Raw genomic sequence first — 22724 nt, forward strand, 5'->3', positions numbered from 1 at the left:
TTTTTCTACCGCGCTTCGCTTGGTGGCCCCGACGAGCGTCGCGAACATAAGTTCGCAACCCTCGTCGGGGATCATTTCGGAATGTCACCCACAAATATTTTACTCACACCCGGCAGCATCCGCGAACGCTCTTGCATGGGCTTGACCATGCAGGTTTCGTGCACCCCGCACGGCATCAGCAACGAGAAACACAGAGCAGTACTTAGAAAGTTTAATAACGAAAATACTTAAAAGTATTGTCCAGCGCATGATTTTGTGCTACCTTCAGTCTCGAATACTATAAGGAGGTATCTAGATGTCGCGCTTACAGGGCAAAGTAGCACTCATCACGGGGGCCGGCTCCGGCATGGGCAAGGCCATGGCCGAGAGGTTCGCCGCCGAGGGGGCTCACGTCATAGTCTCGGATGTAATCGAGGAGCGAGTGACCTCCACCGTTGAGGGCATCAAGGCGAAGGGGCATAGCGCCAGAGGCGTGGTGGTAGATGTCTCCAACGAGGAGCAGGTCGCCCACATGGTGCAGGAGACGCTGAGCCAGGAGGGGCGCATAGACGTACTGTGCAACAACGCCGGCATCATGGATGGCATGCAGCCCCTGGGCGAGACCTCCGATGAGCTCCTGCACAGGGTGCTGGGGGTGAACCTCTTCGGCCCTATCTACCTCACTCGGGCTGTGCTACCGAGCATGCTGGAGAGAGGTGGTGGGTCAATAGTCAACACCGCTTCTGTGGCAGGACTGTTCGGAGGGCGAGCCGGCGCCGCCTACACCATATCCAAGCATGGGCTGGTGGGGCTCACCAGGAGCGTGGCGGCGGAGTACTGGGATCAGGGGATCAGGTGCAACGCCATATGCCCGGGGGCTGTGGCCACGGCGATCGGCATGGGCAGCGCCACGCCCAACCTCAAGGTTGCCGAGATGGTGCAGAAGCTATCTGCAGCCCATGGCAAGATCGGCCAACCCGAGGAGATCGCCAACCTAGCGCTATTCCTAGCCTCCGAGGAGGCCAGCTTCATCAACGGCGCGATCATCGTCGCCGACGGGGGCTGGACGGCGCTATAGTGCAGAGCTTGGGAGCAGGGGCCTACCCCCTGCTCCTCTCGAGCAACACCATCGTCACAAGGCTTGGAAGTAAAAGCTCCTCGTGCTCAGGCAACATCCCATTGACTGGCTCCACCAAGAACTTCCCCTCGAAGAACGCTGGTCTCTTGCGGATGCGCAGCACAGGACTTCCAGATACCTCCAGCAGGTAAGATGGGTTGAGGAAGTAGCCCGTGAACATACCTATCACTGGCACTTCTTCCAATAGGCCATCAAGCAGCTTTATCCAAGGATTCTGTTCATGGATCTCACCTATCTGCACGCCGTTGGCATCCAGGATCCTGTAGGTGGCCCTCCAGATAGACCTGCCACCTTCTCTCTGCACTGTGCCCAACTGTCGCCCGCTCCTGAGGTCTGTAATGCTGTAGGTAGCATTGAAGTCCAGGATGCGGTCCGCCTGCACCCTGTAAAGGGGGAGGGACTGCCCCTCGTCGGCAAAGATCGTGATGTCTTCCTTCAGCTTGAAAGCTTTCTGCTTGACGTACGCCACAAGAGATCCTGCAGCATCCGTCACCCTTACCTGTGGCCCTATGGACAACAGCTTGAAGGATAAAACTAAAGGATAGCTCGGCAATGTAACCTCCTTACCCTGCATGTCTTTCATTTAATATAGAAGCGCAAGCATCGATGGTGCAACTATTTGCAATCGACCAGGAGAGCCAACAGGATGAGGGTTTACTGAGCATGCATCCTACTTATAATCATCACGACACGTGGCTTACGCCAAGTGCACCAGCAGAGGAGAAACTAACATGTACACCTATATAGCGTTGATAAGAGGCCTAGGGGGTCGATATACCTTACCCATGAAGAGCCTGGTGAGGCTGCTCGAAGACATGGGGATGACAAATGTGGTCACATACATCCAAAGCGGAAACGCTGTGTTCCAGAGCGCCGGTACACACAGGGAGGAAATCGCCCAGCAATTGAAGGCAGAGATAGATCGACAATATGGATTTGCCCCTCACGTAATAATCCTTACCCGAGAGGAGCTAAGAGCGGCGCTCGAGGGCAATCCCTACCCAGATGCGACCTCTTCCCCCAACACTCTACACATCTTCTTCCTGGCCTCAGAACCTGAATCGCCCAGAATAGACAGGCTCGAAGATTTGCGCACACCAAACGAGCGCTTCACGCTACTTGGCAAAGTGTTCTACCTACACGCTCCTGATGGTGTGGGAAGATCCAAGCTGTTCGCCAACATCGAACGCTCGTTGGGAGTCTCAGCCACAGCACGTAACTGGAGATCTGCTACCAAGATTCTAGAGATAGCTGATCAGCTAGAAGTCAGTCGTTAGTTAAAAGCCCCCGGGGACGAGCTCGTCCCCAGGGGCAATGCCGCTATCTGAGTACTACAAAGGCATCTATATTAGTGCGCAGGATACCACCCGCCACCGGCCGTACCTCAAGGACATGCTGTCTGCTAGCATCCACGACACGGGAGAACACTATGAGCCTGCGCATCGTTCTGTCCGCCCGCAGCTTGACGGTGGCAACCCTGACACCGTCAAGATAAACCCTGGCCGAGCCATAAGCAGGCCCCTTAGTGGCCACCCAAGCCACCTTGCGTCCGCGGAATGTGAACCTTATGCCGGTACTGGCTGACCTCACATCTTTCAGCCGAAAGGCATAAGCCATAGTATCTTTGTTAACCCACGACACTCCACGGGTAAGTACCCTCTGGCTGCTCTCTTGGAAGGCATCGACGGTGACGGGCCCCACGTACTCAGTGGTGGTATTGCCCGCCACATCCCTCACCACCAAGCGGAACTTATAGCTCTTGCCAGGTATCAACCTAAGCCTGCTCTCCATCGAGAGAGGTATCCTCAGCCTCGGCACACTCGCTTGAGACAGGAGCACATATGGGCCATCGTTCTCCTTGCGAGCCACGGAGAAGTAAGCTATCCCACTTTGCTCATCCTGAAGCACCCCACTGAACAGGGCAGCTACCGAGTAGGAAGTGCTCCTGAGTCTGGAGCTTGCGCTCACTCTGGTGCCTTCGAACAACGTGCTCACAGAGCCCCTCACCTTCGGAGCAGAGGTATCAAGGATCACGCTATCCCTGGCAACTCCACTAACGTTACCAGCAGCATCTTTGAACTGCGCGTAGACGGTCTTCGTACCGTTCTTGCTAGTCAGGGTCCAGGACTTGGTCGAAGCGTAGGGCTCCCAGGAGGACCAGCTGCTGCCGTCGTTACTGAAGCGCATGAGCTTGACGCCGGAAGCCGGTGATGGATCGCTGGCCGAGATCGCTAGCTTGACGTTCCGGCTGCTGACGTAGTCCGCGCCATCTGGGGTGCCGTCGGGGGCTATCGTCACCGAGCCTGAGGGACTGACGGTATCCAGGAGTATGTCGTCGCTCGCCACGCTCGACCAGTGGTCGTTGCCGTCGCCCCACTGCGCGTACACCTTGTGCACGCCATCTCCAGGAGCGCCCCCATAGGCCGCATCCACCAGAGACCAGGCGATGGTCGGAGCGTAGGAGACGGTCTTGCCAGCCGACAGCACCCCCTCACTGGTCTCCGGCGAGTTGGACAGCCGGACGACAACCGCCCCAGTATCGGCCAGAGCCACGCTCACTGTGGAAGAATTCGTGTATGGGGCCCCGCCTTCGATGCTGACGGTCCCGGCAGGCATGGTCCTGCTGCCGTCGGGCGAGGGTGTGGGGCTGCTCGTGGGGATGGGAGTGGCCGTGGGGGAAGGCGAAGGCACCTGAGTAGGGGTGGGCGAAGGCACCTGAGTGGGCGTGGGTGATGGCGTGGGAGGGATCCCATCGCTTGCACTATACTCCACCGCTCCCAGGTCCGGAGCATCGCCGGAATAACGCTCGGCGATGTTGGGGACCACCACGCCGGCATCGATGAAAGGTGCTCCCTGCCTCAGCGCGAGATTCCCCGCAGAGGGATCCACCAAAGCATTGTCCACCACCGAAGGAGTGACGAAGTTGCCCGCGATGTTGGTGTGATCCGCCCCGGTAGCCGACCTATAGGCCGACAGGTTGGAGGTGTACCTGGTGCCACAGAAGGCCACGCCGCGAGAGGTATCGGTGGTCGCGAAGTGGTCGTAGTCCTCGTTCCAGGCACTCAGGCACGGGGCGCTCCAGGCATACTGCGTCGTTCTGAAGATGTTGTTGCGTAGCCAGAAGCGCTCGGGGGAGCTACCACCACCAGCGAACTGGGCACCACCGTTGGCATCGGGTCTACTAGTCCAGAAGGTGTTGTTCACTACCCATACCCTGGAGGGCACGCTGTCCTCTCCAGAGTACTTGAAGCCCGTGACGCCCACGCCTTTGCTGCCGAAGTTGTCTGCACCTACACCGTCTTTGCCCAGCTGCCATACCTGGTTGCGGAACAGGTATATAGGGCCGTAGTTCACAGGGCCGGTGGACAGGGCTACGGAAGCGTACTCCACCCTATTGTTCCAGATCCTCCAGTTGATCACGCTCTGTTCGGGCTCGAACGCATCGTCCGATATGTGCCTGACGGTGTTGTCATAGATATCTGTGTCCTGCATGCCGTAGCGATCGTAGTCCGTGTTGTAATCCCCCACGCCGTTGAAGTAACCATCGATGACGTTATGTCGGACCACCAAACGCTGAGCGCCACCACGACCCCAGATGGCCGTGATCTCCATCGCTTCGCCCACGCGGTTCCAAGTAGAACCGAAGGGCATCTTGAGCCCTCCCTTGATGAAGTTCCAAGGCACAGCATTCTCCCCCCAAAGGCCCTTGACCTCGAAGCGGTTGTACTGCACGGTGTGGTCCTGCGGGTACTGAGAGGGAGTGCCCTGCTCCCCTTGATATCTCAATCGACCGCCGAGCATCAGGTTGTGGTCGAAGACGCCGTTGCGTGCGGTGGCGTTGATGAACTTGACCTCGGGTACCCTGAGCTCGAAGCCCGACAGCCTGGTGTCTGGGCCTGAGAAGGTCAGCCTGGTAGTACCCAGCCAAGCCCAGTAGTCGTTGGGATTGGCATCCCCAGGCAGTCTAAGGTACACATCGTTGCCGAAGCTAGTGAAGCCGTAGTTGTAGGACAGGTTCTGGTACAGCACCTCGGCCCACCCCGCGGGCGTGGACATGGAGTAGCCGTTGTAGGAACCGCTCTTCTTGCTCCAATAGGCTACTAGGAAGGGCACGTCACCGGCCCTTGGTGCTATCGCTAAGTAATCAGCATCGCTGACCGGAGCTCCGGCCCACTTCCAGACCTTGAACGTCTTGCCCGTTACAGGTCCCACGAGGCTAACCTGCTGCCAGGGAGCAGCAGGCCAGGGGCCTGAAGCGCCCGCCGGAGCCGCCACCGCCTGGGTCGAGATAACCGACCTCTGCCCGGCGTTGATGGGTTGGCCGGAGTCGTCTACAGCCGGGTACTGCGCCACGAGGGTGATCGGCTGGCTGCGCGAGAGCGAGGGCGTGGGATAGGTACCAGGCCCCACCTCTACCACAGCCCCCGCTGGCGCGCTCGCGAACGCCTTGCTCAGGGTCCTCCAGGCGCTAGCCCTGCTCTTGCCATCGTTGGCGTCGTTGCCATCGGCCCGTACGAAATAGCTAGGAGACAGCTCGGATGCCGGTCTTATGTTATCGGACCTGGTGGTTACGCTATCCAACAGAGGGTCGGTACCTAACACGCCATCGGGGTCCGCGACATCGACCTTTACCTGATAGCCAGTGCCCGGCTCGAGCAGCACCACAGAGCCGTAGAAGGCGCTGCCGGAGCTCGCGGCTGTCCTCCAGAGAGGCAAAGCCCTCAGCCATGCGTCCGAGCCGGCTCGTCGATAGTACACCTCGGCCGTGGAGTTGCCGTTGTTGTCGCCACTGAACTTTACCTCCACGCCTATGCTGTTGTATGTGGCAGTGAGGCGCATGGACTGCACCGACACCGCATCTCCGTCCGCGCTCCGCACCGTGGCGTGCCTAGTAGCCACTGGCCAGAGGAGCAGGATCACAGCCAAGAAAGCACAAATATACCTTCTCATACATCACCTCACTCAAAGTTCTTGCGCTCTGGGAGGGTCATGGAAGAAGTTGCGGTAGACCCGCTTGGAGACCTCCCAGGCAGCCCGGCTAGCTACTTGAGCTCCGTGGCTTTGCGCCCCTGCCTCGCGACAGGTTTGCCTTTTTCTGGGCCTGTAGAATTACGACAAGTTTATTGCATTCAAGCAGCTAACATAATAGTAATTTAGTACCAACGCAATTAGATATTAGGTACTACATCCGGGTTAGTCCCTAATTGATCACGTTGATCTTGATCGTCAAGGCGCTACCCGGTGTTCCCGAACCATCAGAGCTTGTGTAGGGTGTGGCAGTAACCTGGTATGTTCCGCTCGCAGGCGTCCACGACCGGTAGTCTCCGGACAAATCCCCGGCCAGAGCGTAAGGCGCATTCCTCTCGAGCCTGTAGTTGGGATTGGAGTTCAACCCGAACCGCACACTCCCCACCACCGATGGGCTGGTATCCGCCCGGATGTTGAGGTGCCTAGTCGGCAGCTGTGATGGAGAGAGCGTCATGCCGTCCTTGAGCTCCATTATGGGCTGGTCCGTATCGGCGTTGATCAGCACGAGCTTGGTAACGGCTAACGAAGAGGTGGTGCTAGCAGACGAGGTCTGAACACTCACCTGATTGCTCCCCGCGGACAGGTTGCCAGCAGCATCGTAAGCCTTTACGACAAAGGTATAGGTCGTGGACGGAGATAGATTTGTCACCGTGTAGCTGGTACTGCTGGTAGCACCGGCCTGAGAGCCGTTGGCATATATCGCGTAGCCCTCGACCGCTACGTTGTCCGTTGAGGCATTCCACTTGAGGGACACGGAGCTAGAGGTCTTAGAGGCAACCGTAAGATTGCTGGGAGCTGAAGGAGGCTGCGTATCGGCTTGCGCCCGCGCCTTCTGGATCAGCACCGCCCAGTCCTCATCCGGAGAGCTGGGAGGAGAGCCAAGGCTCACTGCTCCCCCGGCCGTCAGCGTCCGGGCAGTACCCTCGAAGCTTCCCGTGCGTGGGTTATACCAGCACTCTACGAACGTTCCCGACGCACCGGAGAGGTCCAGCTTGCCGCTGGGGTTGGCATCGGGCAGGTAGATGGCATATACTTCGCCCTTCTTGGCTAGCACCTGCCCTCCACCGTAGGAGGTAGATTCGCCGCTCAGGAGGCCATCGGCAGGCTCCATCTGCCAGAAAGGCAGGTTGTCCTCCATGAACTTGCGCGCGTACCAGGTATATCTCCAGAGCGGCTCATACTGCCGGAAGTCATCCAAGGTCTTGTCCGTGGTGGGACCTCCCAGGTAATGCTCCAGGTTACCGCCTGAGAGGTACACCGGCCAGATAACGGCTTTGCGTTGGGTAGTTATCGAGCTCGAGGATGTGGAGACCGCGTTCAGCTCGTCGAGAGCTATCGGGATGGGTCTGCCAGCACTCCTGGACTTTCGCCTCCATGCCTCTAGCACCTCGTCGTACGTGCCGGGACCCGATTCCAGCTGGAAGGACGTCACGCTGAAGCGGGAATCTCCCAGGAAAGGACCCCACACCGAGTCCAGATCGGTGCCATAGTTATGTACAGTGATCGGGTGATCGTAAGGATCCACCTGCTGTATGTAGCCTGCAAACTCCTTGACACGAGTCGTGCCCAGGTTGTAGTCGAGGTTGTACTCCTCGGAGATGTTCCATTGGATAGCGGGCAGGTAACCGAACCTAGCCACTAGCTCTCGGTAGAAGAGTTTCCTCTCCACTCCGAGGGTAGCTCCATCCAGCTCCTTCTTGTTGGCGGCCTCGGCTTCGTTGAGGACAAAGTGCAGCAATATCCCCTTCTTCTGGGCATGTGTGAACACCATGTCCCATTGCCTCATCTTGCTGATATCGATATGGGTGTTGTCGTCGGAGGAGCTCCCTGCAGGATCGATCCTGCCAGCGTAAGGCCAGACGTTCCTCCCATCGCCGCCGATGTTCATTGCCAGGAAGTACACGGAGTTGACATGTTGGTTCCCCAGATAGTTCAAGGCACCTATCATGCCCTTCCCAGCATCCGCCCCATCCGTGTTGAGGATAGGATCGCCAGACGTCCAATCTCGAACATGAGCAGCAAAGTCCAGTATGCCGTAGGGGCCGGAGGGGGTGTTGTCGAAGCCATCGTACCCCAGGAACGTCTCGGGACTGTCTGTACCTCCCTTGATCCAATATGGTCCATCCTTGAACTTGAAGTAGTACCCTCCAGCGTACTGCAACCTACCCCAGCGAAAGAAGGGTGGCGCCGAAGGGTCCACATCGGCCACGTAGAAGCTTCCTGAGGCCCCATCGAAAGCTGTGGGAGTGCCTGACGAGGGGTTGAGATCAACAGCTAGGTTCGTGCCCTTACGGAACGAGGCCTTGTAGTACCAAGTACCCGCTTGATCGGGCAGAAATCTGACGCGCCAGACGTTCCCTCTACCACCTCCTTTACCATCGCCGTCGAAGTAGCCCGGCACGTTGTAGGTCTGCCCGGATGGGCCCCGGAAAGTTACCTGCAGCCGGAAGTCCAGAAATGGGTTCGGAGAATTATCCAGCTCGTAGGCATAGGGGCCACTGAAGCTCACGGTGATGGGCTGCCACTTGCGCATGGCACCCGTCACGGTACCAGCGGCCTGCAGAGTGTTGCCCGGGGAAGGTCCTGCTGCCACCATGACCAGCACCAAGGGCAGCAAGAGCACACGGATTATCCTAGACATAGACATCCCTCCCATAATAAGGGCCTAGATGTGGTGAGAGGCCCTGTAAACATAAAGCTAACAGCGGCGAGTATAAGCCCGATGTGTACCGATGCACAATAGGAAATTACTACTAGGTGGTTATCCACTACTCTAGATCCACACTTACTCAACCTACCGGACAACCATTCTGCTACCAGGAAGGGCTAAGTTAGATTGGAAGGGATATAAGCCTTGGAGAGGATGAGATGAAGCTACTCAAGACCTTGTTACTCGTGATCACTCTTTTGGCGGGTGGGCTACTGGTACCATCCGTATCTCATGGCTACGGTTATGTGGCAGCCTCCAACAGCAAACAAAGGGTCGCACCCTATGGAGAAACTCCCAAGCTGTTCGTGAGCCGCAGGGCGGATCGCAAGCACGCCACCCCGATTGCGGACGGTGTAGTTTTATCCGGCAAAGTCTACATATTCGCCAAGTTAGGCAATAGTGCGAAGCGAGCCTATTTTTTCTTGGACGTGCCCAAGAGCAAGATGGACCTATTGCCCTGGGGCACCAAGCCGCTGCGGGTGGACACCACCCCCCCTTATGATCTAGTAGAAAGCAAAGGGGGCAAATTACTGCCGTTAGATACCAAACAGCTATCCAACGGTACGCACACCATAACGGTGGCTCTGGAGAGCAAAGACGGATCCGTACAGATCCTATCCAGGGAGTTCATAGCGTACAACGGAGCTAGGGCGCTACTTTTCTCCCCTCAAGAACTTAGGATAGAGCTTCCTAGCAGGGGGAAGGCGTCAATCCCGGTCAACGTGCTGACATCAGACGGCAAGAAGGTCAGATATTCGCTGAGAGCGAGCGCTAAATGGTTGAGGCTGGAAGCTGCGTTCCCCGACGTACATAAGATGAGGGGTGTAGCTCCACAACAGAGGGTGGTCTCGCTGGACACCAAAGGGTTGGCTCCCGGCGTATACAAAGCCAACATCACGGCCAGGGCTGCGGGCTACCAGGTAGGCAGCACGCAGATAACGCTGCTTGTAGATGGTGGCAAGCCACTATCTAAGGCCAAGACCCAACTAACTACTCAAGCTACCACCAGTACCGAATGTTATCCACTGGACTGCTCGCAGATACGCATATCGGTGCCCTATATCCTAGACTTCAACCAGGACGCGGGCAAGATCCTGGATAAGAACGGCATAGGCACGGGATTCACCTATGTGGACCAGCCAAGCCACAGCACGGGGTACATCCCCCAGAACCTGACGGTGGATACAAGCGGCACGGGCACGCTGAACATCCTCACCACCCCAGGAATCACAGCGGGCACAGTTAACACCCAAGACAACGCCCTGGGGGTAGGCATAAACGCCCCCAACCAAATAACCGTGATGAAGACCACGATAATCAACCCATCCCCAGGCACGGGCAAGTACGAGCAGGCCGGGTTATGGTTCGGCAACAACGAGGACAATTACCTGAAATTGGTGGTCATATCGACGCCCAATGGGGTGCGCATACAAGCGCTGCTGGAGCTGGGTGGTAGCACATCCACCTCTAAGTACAGCAGCTCAATCAGCGTAGCTAACGCTAGGGTCAGCCTCCGGCTGCGGGCCAATCCAGTCGATCAGACGGTGCAGACATACTACCAGATCAACAACAACACGGAAGTGCTGCTAAAGACATTCACGGTGCCTCCTGAGTTCTTCAGCTTCGATGCCGCTGGGATAGACCCCAGGATCGGCACTAGAACCTTCGGAGGTATATTTGCGACACATAGGCAAGGGCCAGCTCCTCTGACCTATACCTTCGACAACTTCTCGGTGACAGCAGATACCTCCCCGCAGCCACCGAGTACCGGCGCATCCTTCAATCGTGTATCGTTCCCGGTGCAGTTCCCGACTTCGATGGTGTGGGGGCCGGACAACAGGCTGTACGTCACCGAGCTTCTGGGGAAGATACACGCGATCACTCTGGACGCGGATAAGCACGTGGTATCCGACCAGGTGATAACTACCCTAGGTACCCGGCTCACGCTGGGCATCACCGTCGACCCAGATTCTACTCCGGATAACGTCATCCTGTGGGTGTCCCACTCCAGCCCCGACCTAAACAACGGACAGCTCAACTCAAGCACCATAACCAAGCTTTGGGGGCCAGGGTTCACGAACAGGCAGGATGTGATCACAGGTCTACCACGGGCCATAGCCAACCACGCGGTGAACTCCATACACTTCGGTCCCGACGGCAAGCTGTACATAGCGCAGGGTGGCAACACAGGGGCCGGCGCCCCCAACACGGCCAACACCGAGTTCGGCACTCGCGCCGAGCAGCCGCTATCGGCCGCGTTCCTCGTGGCCGACGTGAAGGCCCCAGGGTTCGACGGCACATGCGCCACCCCAGAGAACACCTACGGGCCAGCACCCTGCGACGTGCAGGTCTACTCCAGCGGACTCAGGAACATGTACGACTTCGTGTTCCACTCCAACGGATCGATCTACGGGCCGGACAACGGCCTAGGTGTGGTGGGCACATACCCACCCTCTCCCACACCACCCTGCGAGGGCTTCGGAGATCCTCAAACCAACAACCCAGGGGAGCAGCCGGACAACCTCAACAGGTTGCTGCCGGGCAAGTACTACGGCCACCCCAACCCCTATAGGAACGAGTGCGTCTTCAAAGACGGGTCTTATCAGGGAGTACCCCCCCTACCGAACTACATGCCACCGATCAACAACCTCGGCAAGAGCAAGTCGGCTGATGGCATCATAGAGTACAGGGGCAACGCCTTCGGGGGCACGCTCAAGGGCGAACTGCTCATCACCAACTACTCTGTGGGTGACGACATCACCAGAATCAAACTTAGTCCAGATGGGACATCGGTAGTGAGCAAATCTCAGCTGATCGGGGGGTTCACCGATCCCCTGCCCATCACGCAAGGGCCAGACGGCACCATCTACGTGGGAGAGTTCGGAGCCAACAAGGTCACGGCACTCATCCCCGTCGACACGGGCTCATGGACTACCAAGCAGCCACTGCCCGTCGCCCTGCTAGATGCCGGGGGTACCGCACTCAACGGCAAGCTGTACATGGTGGGGGGCAAGACGGCCTCCGGTGGACACCAGACGAAGCTGTACATCTACGATCCAGCCACAGACAGCTGGACTACTGGGCAGGACATGCCAGGCCCCGGCGTGGAGAACCCAGCGGTAGCAGCCTACAACGGCAAGCTGTACGTCTTCGGAGGAGCCACGGCACCCTTCTCCGGAGCCGTGAACAACTCGTACGTCTACGATCCCGCAACCAACACCTGGGCCAGCTTGGCTCCGATGCCCACGGCAAGAGGAGGAGCCGGCGCTCAGCAGATCAACGGCAAGATCTACGTCGTGGGCGGCATGGACTCTAGCGGGGCATCTCTGGCCACGCTGGAGATCTACGATCCAGCCACCAACACCTGGAGCACTGGAGCCCCGATGAGCACGCGCCGCGACAATCCCGGCACGGCTGCCCTAGGGGGCAAGCTCTACGTTTTCGGTGGGCGCACCCGCAACGCCGACGGTAGCTCCCCAGCTCCGATACTATCTTCGGCCGAGGTGTATGATCCTGCCACCAACACTTGGTCAGCCATAGCATCCATGCCAACGGCCCGCAGGACGATGGTCACGGGCACCCTGCGCGGGCGCATCCAGGTCATGGGAGGAGAGATCACCAGCACCGGCGGCGCCTTCCCTCAGAACGAGGAGTATGATCCTGCCACCAACACGTGGCGTACGCTCACGCCAATGCTCACACCCAGGCACGGCGCGGTTGCCGGCACGATCAACGACACCATCTACGTGGCAGGCGGCGGACCACAGGGCGGAGCGTTCTACACTAACGTGAACGAGGCTTTTGCCTTCAATGCAACTAGCACCTCCATAGACACCTCAATTGACTCAGGACCAACCGGCACGGTGGTCACGAGTTCCGCGACGTTCACTTTTTCGAGCAACGCCCAGGACGCCACCTTCGAGTGCAAGCTGGACACCGGAGCCTTCGAGGCCTGCACATCGCCCAAGAACTACTCAGGTCTGTCCGAAGGCTCCCATACCTTCCAGGTAAGGTCCATAAGTGCGACTCTAGGCACCGACCAAACGCCCGCCAGCCGCACATGGACGGTGGACACCACCAGCCCACAGGTCTCTAGCACCAATCCCGCCGATGGAGCCACCAACGTGCCCGTATCAGCCAATATCCAAGCGGTCTTCTCGGAGGCTATGAACCCCGCCACCATTAACACCAGCTCCTTCTATCTCGTGCAGCAGGGAACCTCCACACATGTGGCAGCAACCATAAGCTACGACCAAGCCAGTCGACGGGCCACGCTCTCGCCAACTTCCAACCTCACGGAAGGCACCACCTATGTAGCTACCATCACCACTGACGTGAAGGACCTTGCCGGCAACGGGCTGGCTGCGGACTACAGCTGGAGCTTCACCGTCACGTCGGATGGTACTCCACCCGACACGACTATCATCTCTGGGCCATCGGGGACCACCAACCAGGCATCAGCCACCTTCCAGTTCTCCTCCTCGGAAGAGAACTCCTCCTTCCTGTGCTCCCTCGACGGCTCGGCCTTCTCCCCCTGCTCATCCCCGGTGACCTACTCCGGCCTCCAGGATGGCAGCCATACCTTCCAGGTCAAGGCCGTGGATCAAGCGGGCAATCAAGACCCCTCTCCTGCCTCCAGGACCTGGACCATCGACGCTACCCCTCCCACCATCACGGGTACCACACCTGTCGATGGACCAAACGGAGTGGCTGTGCACACCAACGTGGTGATCACCTTCTCCGAGGCGCTGGATCCAGGCAGCGTGCAGGACAACACGATCTACCTAGCCAAACAGGGTGAGAGCAACAAGGTACAAGCAACACTGTCCTACGACAACAGCAGCTTCAAGGTCACGCTAGACCCAGCGACCAACCTCGAGGGCAACACTACTTACGTGGTAACGGTCAAGGGAGGCGCTGGGGGTGTAGCCGACGCTGCGGGTAATCCCCTAGCAGCCGACAGGACATGGAGCTTCACGACGGCCTCGGCCAACGCCTTCGTCGCCATACGTGTGGATTCCGGCCAGACCACCAACTATACAGACGGTAATGGCAACGTGTGGTCGGCTGATACGGGCTACACCGGCGGCACCGTCACGAAGGGCACGACATCCGACATAGCAGGCACAAACGACGACAAGCTCTACCAGAAGGCCAGAAGTGGGGGCAACTTCAGCTACCGATTCCAGGTACCCAACGGCACCTATACCGTGCGCCTGAAGTTCGCAGAAACCTACTGGACCGCGGCCGGGCAGAGGGTATTCAACGTGGACATAGAGGGTAAGAGGGTGCTGAGCAACTTCGACATACTGCAGGTAGTGGCGCCCAAGACGGCTCTAGACAGGACATTCAAGGTCGAGGTCTCGGATGGTCAACTGGACATCAACGCCACCAAGATCGTGAACTATCCTTTGATATCAGCCATAGAGATCACTGAATAGGACTGAGAGGAGCAAAAGAAGTGCCGAGGCAAGTAGGCCAATGGTTAGCGGTTATCATGGTGCTGGCGATCGCCAGCACCTACCTATCTTGGAATGAGAAGGATACGGCCGCAGCCACGGCCTACACGCTGCTCTTTAGCACCAGCAGCGATCGATCCAACGCGCAGCCGCTGCAGGGGCAGAACGTGTACGGCAACGTGTACGTCTTCACCTCTCCAGACACCAACGTCTCTACGGTCAGCTTCTATATAGATGACCCCAACATCATCAACTCACCCTATAGAGTGGAGAAGACTGCCCCTTACGACCTAAATGGGGGGACAATCTCAGCTGCCTCTCCCTACAACACCTTGCTTTTGGCCGACGGACAACACTCCATAATCGCGGTCATCAAGCTCATCGACGGTAGCGCACAGAAGATCACGGCCAACTTCAGTGTGATCAACGCCGCCCCACAACTACAGTTCAACACGACGTCCGTGGTCTGGTCGGTCGGCAGCGGTGGTACAGCTGCCAAGCAGGTCTCCCTCACAGGGGGTAGTCCACCGGCCAGCTACACGCTGTCTCACAGCTCCTCCTGGCTCAACGTACAGCCCTCCAGCGGCACCACTCCAGCAAACATAACCCTCACAGCAACCACACAGGGCTTGCAGCCAGGGATATACACGGACCTATTATTGGCTAGCGCCCCAAACTACAAACCCGCGTCCCTTAGGGTAACCATCACGGTTGGCGAGCAGATACACCTCTCATGGACAGGCGATCCCTCTAGAAGCATGACCATCATATGGCGCACACTGGATGCATCCATCCCATCGCTGGTGCAATACAGACAGGCTGGTTATAACACTTGGCAAGAGGCCTCCGGCACGCTCCGCGCCTCCGGTACTAGCGGTACCCTACACGAAGTAACGCTGTCGGCACTTAGTCCGTCCACAAGCTACGAGTACAGAGTAATGCTGGACGGTTCCACTTGGAGCAGGATCTATACTACTCACACCGCTCCTCCGAGGGGGCCAGCAGACCTGGACGTGATCTACGTCGCCGACACTGGCCTAATAGGCCGGGAAGATGGACTCGCTAGCGGCACTCAGCAGGTAATAGATGAGATAGCACGGATGCATCCCGACCTGGTGCTGCTCGGTGGCGACTACGCATACTACAACACCGACAAGAGATTCGGCTCCCTGGATAACACCATAGATGCCTGGTTCAACCAGATGCAGCGTATAGGAGCCGAGATCCCAATGATGCCCACCTACGGCAACCACGAGACCTTGCTGGGAGAGGGTTACTCCTCGTGGTCAGCCAGGTTCGCCACGCCACAAGGATACGATAACAGAAAGAACTACTCCTTCGATATAGGGGACGTGCATTTCGTGTCGATCTACTCGATAGAAAACTCCAAAGGACTCTCAAGCGGACAACTACAGTGGATCGAGCAGGACATCTTGGCAGCCAAGGCCGCGGGGCAGAGGTGGATCGTGCCTTTCTACCACGTGTCGCCGTTCGCTGATGGGCGCAACCATCCATCAAATCTTGAGCTAAGGTCACAGCTGGGCCCGCTGTTCGAGCGGCTTGGTGTCAAGATCGCCGTGAGCTCGCATGACCAGGCCTACGAGCGCACCTACCCTTTGGTGAACGTGCCCAGCTCGAACACCCCGACGTCCACAGCCAGGGATTGCTACACAATGTCGGATGGCGTGACCTGGGTGAAGTCCAGCCCTGGAGGCAAGGAGAGCAACAAGAACGGCAGCTTCTCCCAGTTCGCCACCAACCCACCACCAGCATGGACCGCCTACCGCGACAACACCATGCATCACTTCCTAAGGATACGCTTCTCAGCAAGCGGCATCATGCGAGTAGAGGGCTATGGTGTGAGGGGTGATGGCAGTCCACCCGTCCTGCAGGACAGCTTTACGTACACGACTGGGAACTGCGGCAGCACAGGACCCGAGACGACGATCACGGCTGGACCATCGGGGACCACCAACCAGGCATCAGCCACCTTCCAGTTCTCCTCCTCGGAAGAGAACTCCTCCTTCCTGTGCTCCCTCGACGGCTTGGCCTTCTCCCCCTGCTCATCCCCGGTGACCTACTCCGACCTCCAGGATGGCAGCCATACCTTCCAGGTCAAGGCCGTAGACCAGGCAGGCAACCAGGATCCCTCTCCTGCCTCCAGATCCTGGACCATCGACGCTACCCCTCCCACCATCACGGGTACCACACCTGTCACCGGAGCCAACGAGGTGCCCACTAACACGAAGGTCTCTATCGTCCTTTCGGAGAGGGCAGATCCCACGAGCATAAACGGCAGCACCTTCTACCTGATGAAAGCAGGAAGCAGTCTGCCCGTTCCCGCCCAAGTGAGCTACGACGATGCTCTCAAGATCGCCACCCTGCAGCCAGATGCGCCGCTGGAAGCCGGCAGCACCTATACAGCCAGGGCCACGGGCGACATCAGGGACCTGGCGGGCAACAGGTTGCCCTCCGATTACTCTTGGACTTTCACAGTTTCCTCCAACGCCCCCGCCAACGGGCTGCTCGGGGAGTACTTCAACAACAGCGACCTGACCAACCTGGCGCTAACTCGGGTGGATCCAGCGGTGGACTTCAACTGGGACTACGGCTCACCGGATCCCTCCATAGACCCTGATACTTACTCCGTGCGCTGGACAGGCATGGTGAAAGCCGATCGCTCGGAGACCTACACCTTCTACACTCGGAGCAACGACGGCGTCAGGCTGTGGGTGAACGGCAAGCTGCTGATCAACAACTGGACAAACCACGCCGAGACGGAGAACAAGGGGGGCATCAGCCTCACGGCGGGCACTTGGTACCAGATCAGGCTGGAGTACTACGAGGGCACAGGCAGATCTGTCATCAGGCTACTGTACTCTTCACCGAGCACGCCCAAGCAGGTCATCCCAAGCGATCACTTGAGAACACCGTGAATGATCACAATCTGGGATGATTCTTGGAAGTAACTCCAGGATCTGCATGCAGGTACAGCCTTGGGGCTGCATACACCACCGGCCAGCAGCCAAACCCTACGGGCACAAGTGCATTCCTTATCTGATGTCCAATGCACAGGGATCAACAGGGCAGGAAGCTAGCAGGCTTTCGGATAGCCCTCAACCTGTCCTCTGATCGGGAGCAAGCCACGGGCCTTAGGAAGTCTCCTATAGCTCAACAGGTAACCATCATCTTCCCTACCCAAGCACCGCTGAAGTCCGGGTGGGCAGATCCAGCATGAGGTTACTGTTCAAAGTGGCGAGTTCTCTACTTGCCGGAAGGATTGCAGACGCTCTAGCCGTGATGCTCGCCAGGGATGTGTCCACCGGCGCCAAGCATGCCCTCGTGCGCAAGCGGCACGATGTGAGCCATCACATAATCCGAGTGCCCCGAGAGCCTATGATACAACGGTTTGACATCAATTTGATTTAGAAGGTGCCATTGTCTGTTGCAGGTCATCCCTGCAGTACCAACTCTGCACTGGGGTGGTACGAGTAGGGCAAGATTAGAGGCGGCCATTATAGTTCAACGTTGAACTAGCTGGCTCAGCTACGCTCGAAGAAGGTCAGGAGGTTGTTATCGGGATCAAGCACCGCGAACTCGCGCGTGCCCCAAGGCTTGTCCTCAAGTTGACCGTTAGGGTGCACGATACCTTGAGGTAGCAGGCGATCATAGAGCGCATCTACTCCTCTTACCTCCACCCTGCAGCTAGCGGTCCCGGCGATGAACGACTCCGCGCCCGATATAACGGGATAGCCATCGGTGCGAGATCGCCAGCTCTCATCGGCAGCGGCCCACAGATGGAGCTCGACATCGCCCCATTGCAGGATGGCAAAGCCCTCCTCGAAGTGGAGACATCCAAAGCCCAATACATCACGGTAAAAGGCCACACTGGACTCAACATTCCTGACGGGCAGGGCAGGGATCGCACTCAAGGCATCAACTGTAGCTTCCAAAAGACCTTCTCCTAGGTATGTTGGGCATTACACTAACCTACTGGCTGGTATTATAATGCTTGTAGTGTTGGATTACCAACGCCAATCCTATCAGCTATCACCAGAGGTGCTTCTGAGGCATCGGTGACGAGGAGATATCATGCTGCAGGTTATTTCCGTGGTCGGCGCCATAGCTATACTCCTAGCCTTTGCCGCCAACCAGTTCCGTTGGCTAGACAGGACGAGCATCGCCTATCAGGGGCTCAACCTCATGGGATCTCTTCTGCTTACGGTCGTAGCAGTGTCCGAAAGGCAGTACGGCTTCATCCTGCTGGAGGGAGTGTGGGCGATCGTTAGCCTGTGGGGCTTGATAACTCTCTCGACCGGACGCTCCTCTCAAGCAGACAGACGAGCCGACTGATGAACGCTTGCTGCCGGGTATGAGCGCACAACTATCCTGCAGCATCACCCACGACGAAGCGGAGGGTATCCCTCACCCTAGGTAAGGCCGCCGCTCTTGCCTACATTACAAGGCACCCTAGCGCTTGGCATCTTTGATAAACTCAGGCATCTCCGATAGGGGTAGCCTGTGGTCGGGCGACACAGCCTCCCCTCCCTCGACATGGTATTTCCCAAGTGCTCCCCAGAGCACAACGTAGTGCTCGGGGCCTGTATCCCTTGTCATCGGATTGTCGTCTCGTGCAAGCAGTAGCACTACCTTCTCCCCAGCCCGCAAGTCAGGCTCGGCAGACGACAGCATCCGGTCATCACCCACCTGCCCACCGGTGATGCGCACCCTCACGGTGTCTAAGCTCTCAGGCCCATAGAAGATCTTCTCGACCTTGACTGGATAGTCGGTGAAGATGGTGTACTCACTAGTCGGCAAATCCTGCACGCTCGAAGCCTCCCTAGGGAACTGACCATCAGGTGTATTCCACCTACTGGCATAGGGTTCACCTACCGTCCCCAACACTACCAGGTCCGCAAGCGCCACCCTTTCTCTGGGAGTGGAGGCGGCAATGGAGCCGTGCTGGTAGATGGTCAAGGGCTGCCTGGGCTCCTCATCCTCAAGGTATAGATCTCTTGCACCCAAGCTCGCCAGGGAGACCAGGGTCACCGCCAGGGCTAGGAAGATCGACGTGCGCAGTGGCCTTCCCCTGATGCCTCCATGGTAATGTGCCTGGCGAGCTTTCAGTATACTTCCCTTCATTTTTGTGCCCACCCCTCTGGAAACTAGTACCATCAGTATTAGGGATATTGCCAGTTGACGCCGTTTTTATCCCAGGAAGTCAAAGTTTGCTTATACGTCTCACCTGGAGAAATGTATCCGTACATGGTAGTGCCGGGCAGCACCACTGCCACCGTGTCGATGATCCCCAATAGCTATACCGCTTGGTATAGAGATCATGGATGCCTGTAATAACAGGGAAGCAAGCATACGTATTAGGTATGAGCTGAACTTATTCATGGACTTACTCTATACGCCAAACCTACAATTATTATTCTGTCAAGTGGATTATAACCCCGCCCCCCGTTGTCAATAGGTAGTGGGAATTTCGACCACTGCGCTGCAATGGATGGTAAGAGCGTGCTTGGGACTTGAGGTCGTGCCAGCTAGCGCTTCTCTATGGCCCCTATGTCGGGGGCCCTCCCAAGGTAGCTCTTGCCCTGCAGATCCGATATGTTGGGCACGGGAGTACCGGCATCTACCAGCGGAGAATCATCCGGCAGCGACAGGTCTCCTTTGATAGCTCCGGGAATGTCCGGCAGCTGGATGAAGCTGCCCGAGAGGTTGGTGTGCTGCCCCTGGCCGCTATCTCGACTGTAAGCATCTACATCCCAGGTGTACCTCCTGCCTCCGTACTCCAGCCCTCGAGTGGTATCAGTGGTCGCGAAGTAGTCGTAGTCCTCGTTCCACTTCCCAGTCTGCTCGCGCTCTCCGTAGTACCTATCCGAGGACCACCCCTGCGCTCCGGCGTTGGCAGATGAGCCCTCACCACCAGCGTCTATCCTGACCGTTTTACCGCCTCCCACCACTTCCAACCCCGAGAGCAGAGCGTTGTCGACCACGCTCCTAAATATTATGTCGAGCGAACCGTCCGCAACCTCGATGTTAAAGGTGCGGTCGACGGCTGTCAGCGGTCCAGCAAACCTCAGGATATCGAAGTCGTGCAAGACCTCCTTCCCCTCTATCAAGACATCGAACACCCTTTGGCCAGGCTTGCTCCAGTAGGTCTCAGCAAACTTCAGCACCACCTTATAATGACCGTTAGGCAGGGGTATGTGGTAGGCGAAGTCACCGTACCTACCTTTTTGATAGATCTCGTCCTCATTGGTGCCCTTTATGTCCTCGGTAGTACCCTTAGTGACTCTACCGGCCATGAGGGTGCTGGCGTTACCCGGGGCCGCAAAGGCGTACCTAGTGGCAACAAACAGGTTGTTACGCAGCCAGAAGTGCTCCTGGCTACCACCGCCGCTGCCGAACTGGGCACCGCCGTTGGCTTCGGGCCTATCCGTCCAGAAGGTGTTGTGCACCACGTACACGAGCCCTGGGCCCGAGCTGGTGCCGGAGTACTTGAAGCCCGTGACGCCCACGCCCCTATTGCCAGTGGCATCGGCTCCTACGCCGTCGTTGCCCAGCTGCCATACCTGATTGCGGAAGAAGTAGGCAGGACCGTAAGTGAGAGGCGCCGTGGAGAGCGCCACCGAGGCGTGCTCTATGCGGTTGTTCCAAGCTTTGAAGTTGATGGAGGGGCCGTCGATCTCGATCGCATCATCGGCTATCTGCGAGATGAAGTTGTCGTAGACGTCCTGGTTGTAGCCAGCGTAGCGGTCGTAGTCCTTCTGGTATCCAGGAGACACACCGTTGAAGTAGCCCCTGATGGTGTTGTAGCGCACCACCAAAGCATGCGCACCACCCCTGCCCCACACGGCGGTGGTCTCGGCCTCAGCGCCTATACTCCGCCAATCTCCCTTACCTTCCTTGAGACGTAGCGATCCCTTGATGAAGAGCCAAGGAATGGCAGGATAGGAGGGATTCTCCGACCAGGTACCCTGATCCTCGAACAGGTTGTACTGCACGGTGTGGCGTGTGGGGTACCTGTAGCTTGGCTTCTGAGCCGCGCGGTAGACCACACTCGCCCCCTGGAAAAGGTTATGGTCCACGATACCGTTGGCGGCATCAGCATCGAACGCGATATCTGAGAGCCTTATCTCTAGCCCCGATAGACGCACGTTGTCGGCATCGAACACGACATCGCCATCAAGCTCGCCCGCGGAATCCTTTAGCCATACGTACTGGGTGTTGGGATCCACATCTCCTGGTAGACGCACGTACACATCCCCATCAAAGGATGCAAAGCCATAGTTGTAAGACAGATTCTCGTACAGCAGCTCCACCCACCCCTCAGGGGTTTCCATGGAATAGCCTTCATGGGTACCTTTCTTTATGTCCCATTTGGCCACTCGCCGCAGCTGGGCATCACGAGAGGAAGCGAACTCCATCCTAAGCACCCCCTGCACCGGCGCCTGCCTCCAGACCCAGATCGAGAACCTCTTACCTGTAGCGGGGCCCCTCAACTCCACCTTCTGCCATGGAGCCTCATACGGCCCTCCCGTACCTCTAGGAGAGGATACCACCTTGGGCTCAATGACTGCGTGTTTGCCCAAATTGATGGGTCGACGGTCCTCATCCACAGCGGGGTACTGAGCCACCAACGTCAAGGGAGACTTCCTCTCGATCGTGGGCGGGGCATAAGAGCCTGGCCCCACCTGCACCACAGCCCCTGGAGGTGCATCCTTGAAGGCTTTCTCTAACGTGCGCCAAGCATCATCCGGTGACCTACCACTATGAGCATCGTTGCCGTCTGCGCGCACGAAGTACTGCGGCGCGAGCTCCCCCGCAGGAGCTATGTTGTCCTCCCAGGTCCTCACGCTCTGGGTAATGACCTGCTGACCGGCCACCCCGTCGGGGTCCTCAACCGACACCCTGAGCTCATAGCTCGTACCGGGCTGAAGCAGCAACACCGACCCGTAGAACGTATCGTTGCCCACTCGCCACATCGGCAACGCATTGCGCCAAGGCTCATCACCAGTGCGAAACTGCAGCTGCACGCGTGCGTTGCCGTTGACATCGCCCTCGAAGGGCAGCTCAACGGCGATGCTGTTGTACGTGGGCTGCAGTTGCAACTCTCCAAGGCGAATGGAGGCAGATGAGGATCGCGGAGTAGACCTGCTAGGTGTTGAGGTAGGGGTCATAGGGATCGCCGTGGGGAAGTTAGCAACCCGGCCGGTGACCTGTGTTGGAGTAGGTGTAACCTGTTGCGTCTTATCCCCTCTTCGACCGCCCAGGGAGCAGCTAGCTGTCGAGAAGACGATCCAGACGGCCACCACAGCGAGGATCCATACAGGGGCTGGTCTCAAACATCACCTCCTATAGTCGAACACCCGCAGGCTCAATTGTATGACGGGGACATGTC

At 57.9% G+C, this 22724-nt stretch carries 13 protein-coding genes and 1 riboswitch; of the genes, 7 read left to right on the forward strand and 6 right to left on the reverse strand.

What is annotated here, in order from left to right; genetic code table 11:
* Together N2245_RS11340 and N2245_RS11345 are read left to right on the forward strand one after the other, a co-directional pair.
* The coding region (locus tag N2245_RS11340; RefSeq protein ID WP_494536850.1) for a hypothetical protein at window positions 1–231 on the forward strand (231 nt) is incomplete at its 5' end.
* A gap of 64 nt (window positions 232–295) precedes the next feature.
* Window positions 296–1057 carry an SDR family NAD(P)-dependent oxidoreductase gene (locus N2245_RS11345; RefSeq protein WP_494536851.1) on the forward strand — a complete coding sequence of 254 codons (762 nt, stop codon included), beginning with the start codon at window positions 296–298 and terminating at the stop codon, window positions 1055–1057.
* Between the two features lie 22 nt (window positions 1058–1079).
* Here the strand turns inward: N2245_RS11345 and N2245_RS11350 are convergent, their stop codons facing one another.
* Window positions 1080–1670, reverse strand: coding sequence for an LURP-one-related family protein (locus tag N2245_RS11350; RefSeq protein WP_494536852.1), 591 nt, complete (start codon window positions 1668–1670; stop codon window positions 1080–1082).
* Window positions 1671–1848: 178 nt separating this feature from the next.
* Between N2245_RS11350 and N2245_RS11355 the strand changes: the two genes are divergently transcribed.
* Window positions 1849–2394: a DUF1697 domain-containing protein gene (locus tag N2245_RS11355; protein WP_494536853.1), complete on the forward strand. Its 546-nt coding sequence runs from the start codon at window positions 1849–1851 to the stop codon at window positions 2392–2394.
* Window positions 2395–2437: 43 nt separating this feature from the next.
* On the opposite strand, the gene N2245_RS11360 is transcribed toward N2245_RS11355, so the two are convergent.
* Together N2245_RS11360 and N2245_RS11365 are read right to left on the reverse strand one after the other, a co-directional pair.
* Entirely contained in the window at window positions 2438–6067 is a 3630-nt protein-coding gene (locus N2245_RS11360) for a hypothetical protein (RefSeq protein ID WP_494536854.1), read from the reverse strand.
* Between the two features lie 75 nt (window positions 6068–6142).
* Window positions 6143–6217: riboswitch (cyclic di-GMP riboswitch) on the reverse strand.
* Between the two features lie 100 nt (window positions 6218–6317).
* Window positions 6318–8786, reverse strand: a complete 2469-nt coding sequence (locus tag N2245_RS11365) for a DUF5060 domain-containing protein (protein WP_494536855.1) — start codon at window positions 8784–8786, stop codon at window positions 6318–6320.
* Between the two features lie 227 nt (window positions 8787–9013).
* On the opposite strand from N2245_RS11365, the gene N2245_RS11370 reads away from it, so the two are divergent.
* From N2245_RS11370 to N2245_RS11380, 3 genes are all read left to right on the forward strand, one after another.
* Window positions 9014–14296: an Ig-like domain-containing protein gene (locus tag N2245_RS11370; protein ID WP_494536856.1), complete on the forward strand. Its 5283-nt coding sequence runs from the start codon at window positions 9014–9016 to the stop codon at window positions 14294–14296.
* Window positions 14297–14316: 20 nt separating this feature from the next.
* Entirely contained in the window at window positions 14317–17250 is a 2934-nt protein-coding gene (locus N2245_RS11375) for a PA14 domain-containing protein (protein WP_494536857.1), read from the forward strand.
* Between the two features lie 298 nt (window positions 17251–17548).
* On the forward strand, window positions 17549–17743 hold the full coding sequence (locus tag N2245_RS11380) for a hypothetical protein (protein ID WP_494536858.1): 195 nt from the start codon (window positions 17549–17551) through the stop codon (window positions 17741–17743).
* Window positions 17744–17856: 113 nt separating this feature from the next.
* On the opposite strand, the gene N2245_RS11385 is transcribed toward N2245_RS11380, so the two are convergent.
* Window positions 17857–18246: a bleomycin resistance protein gene (locus N2245_RS11385; RefSeq protein ID WP_494536868.1), complete on the reverse strand. Its 390-nt coding sequence runs from the start codon at window positions 18244–18246 to the stop codon at window positions 17857–17859.
* A 160-nt stretch (window positions 18247–18406) separates the two neighbouring features.
* Here N2245_RS11385 and N2245_RS11390 point away from each other — a divergent pair, with 160 nt between their 5' ends.
* Window positions 18407–18667, forward strand: a complete 261-nt coding sequence (locus N2245_RS11390) for a CBU_0592 family membrane protein (protein ID WP_494536859.1) — start codon at window positions 18407–18409, stop codon at window positions 18665–18667.
* A 117-nt stretch (window positions 18668–18784) separates the two neighbouring features.
* Here N2245_RS11390 and N2245_RS11395 read toward each other — a convergent pair whose 3' ends face one another.
* Together N2245_RS11395 and N2245_RS11400 are read right to left on the reverse strand one after the other, a co-directional pair.
* Entirely contained in the window at window positions 18785–19456 is a 672-nt protein-coding gene (locus tag N2245_RS11395) for a hypothetical protein (protein WP_494536860.1), read from the reverse strand.
* Window positions 19457–19860: 404 nt separating this feature from the next.
* Window positions 19861–22668, reverse strand: a complete 2808-nt coding sequence (locus N2245_RS11400; RefSeq protein ID WP_494536861.1) for a malectin domain-containing carbohydrate-binding protein — start codon at window positions 22666–22668, stop codon at window positions 19861–19863.
* Window positions 22669–22724: the final 56 nt, after the last annotated feature.

Source organism: Thermobaculum sp. T2p, from assembly GCF_059335935.1.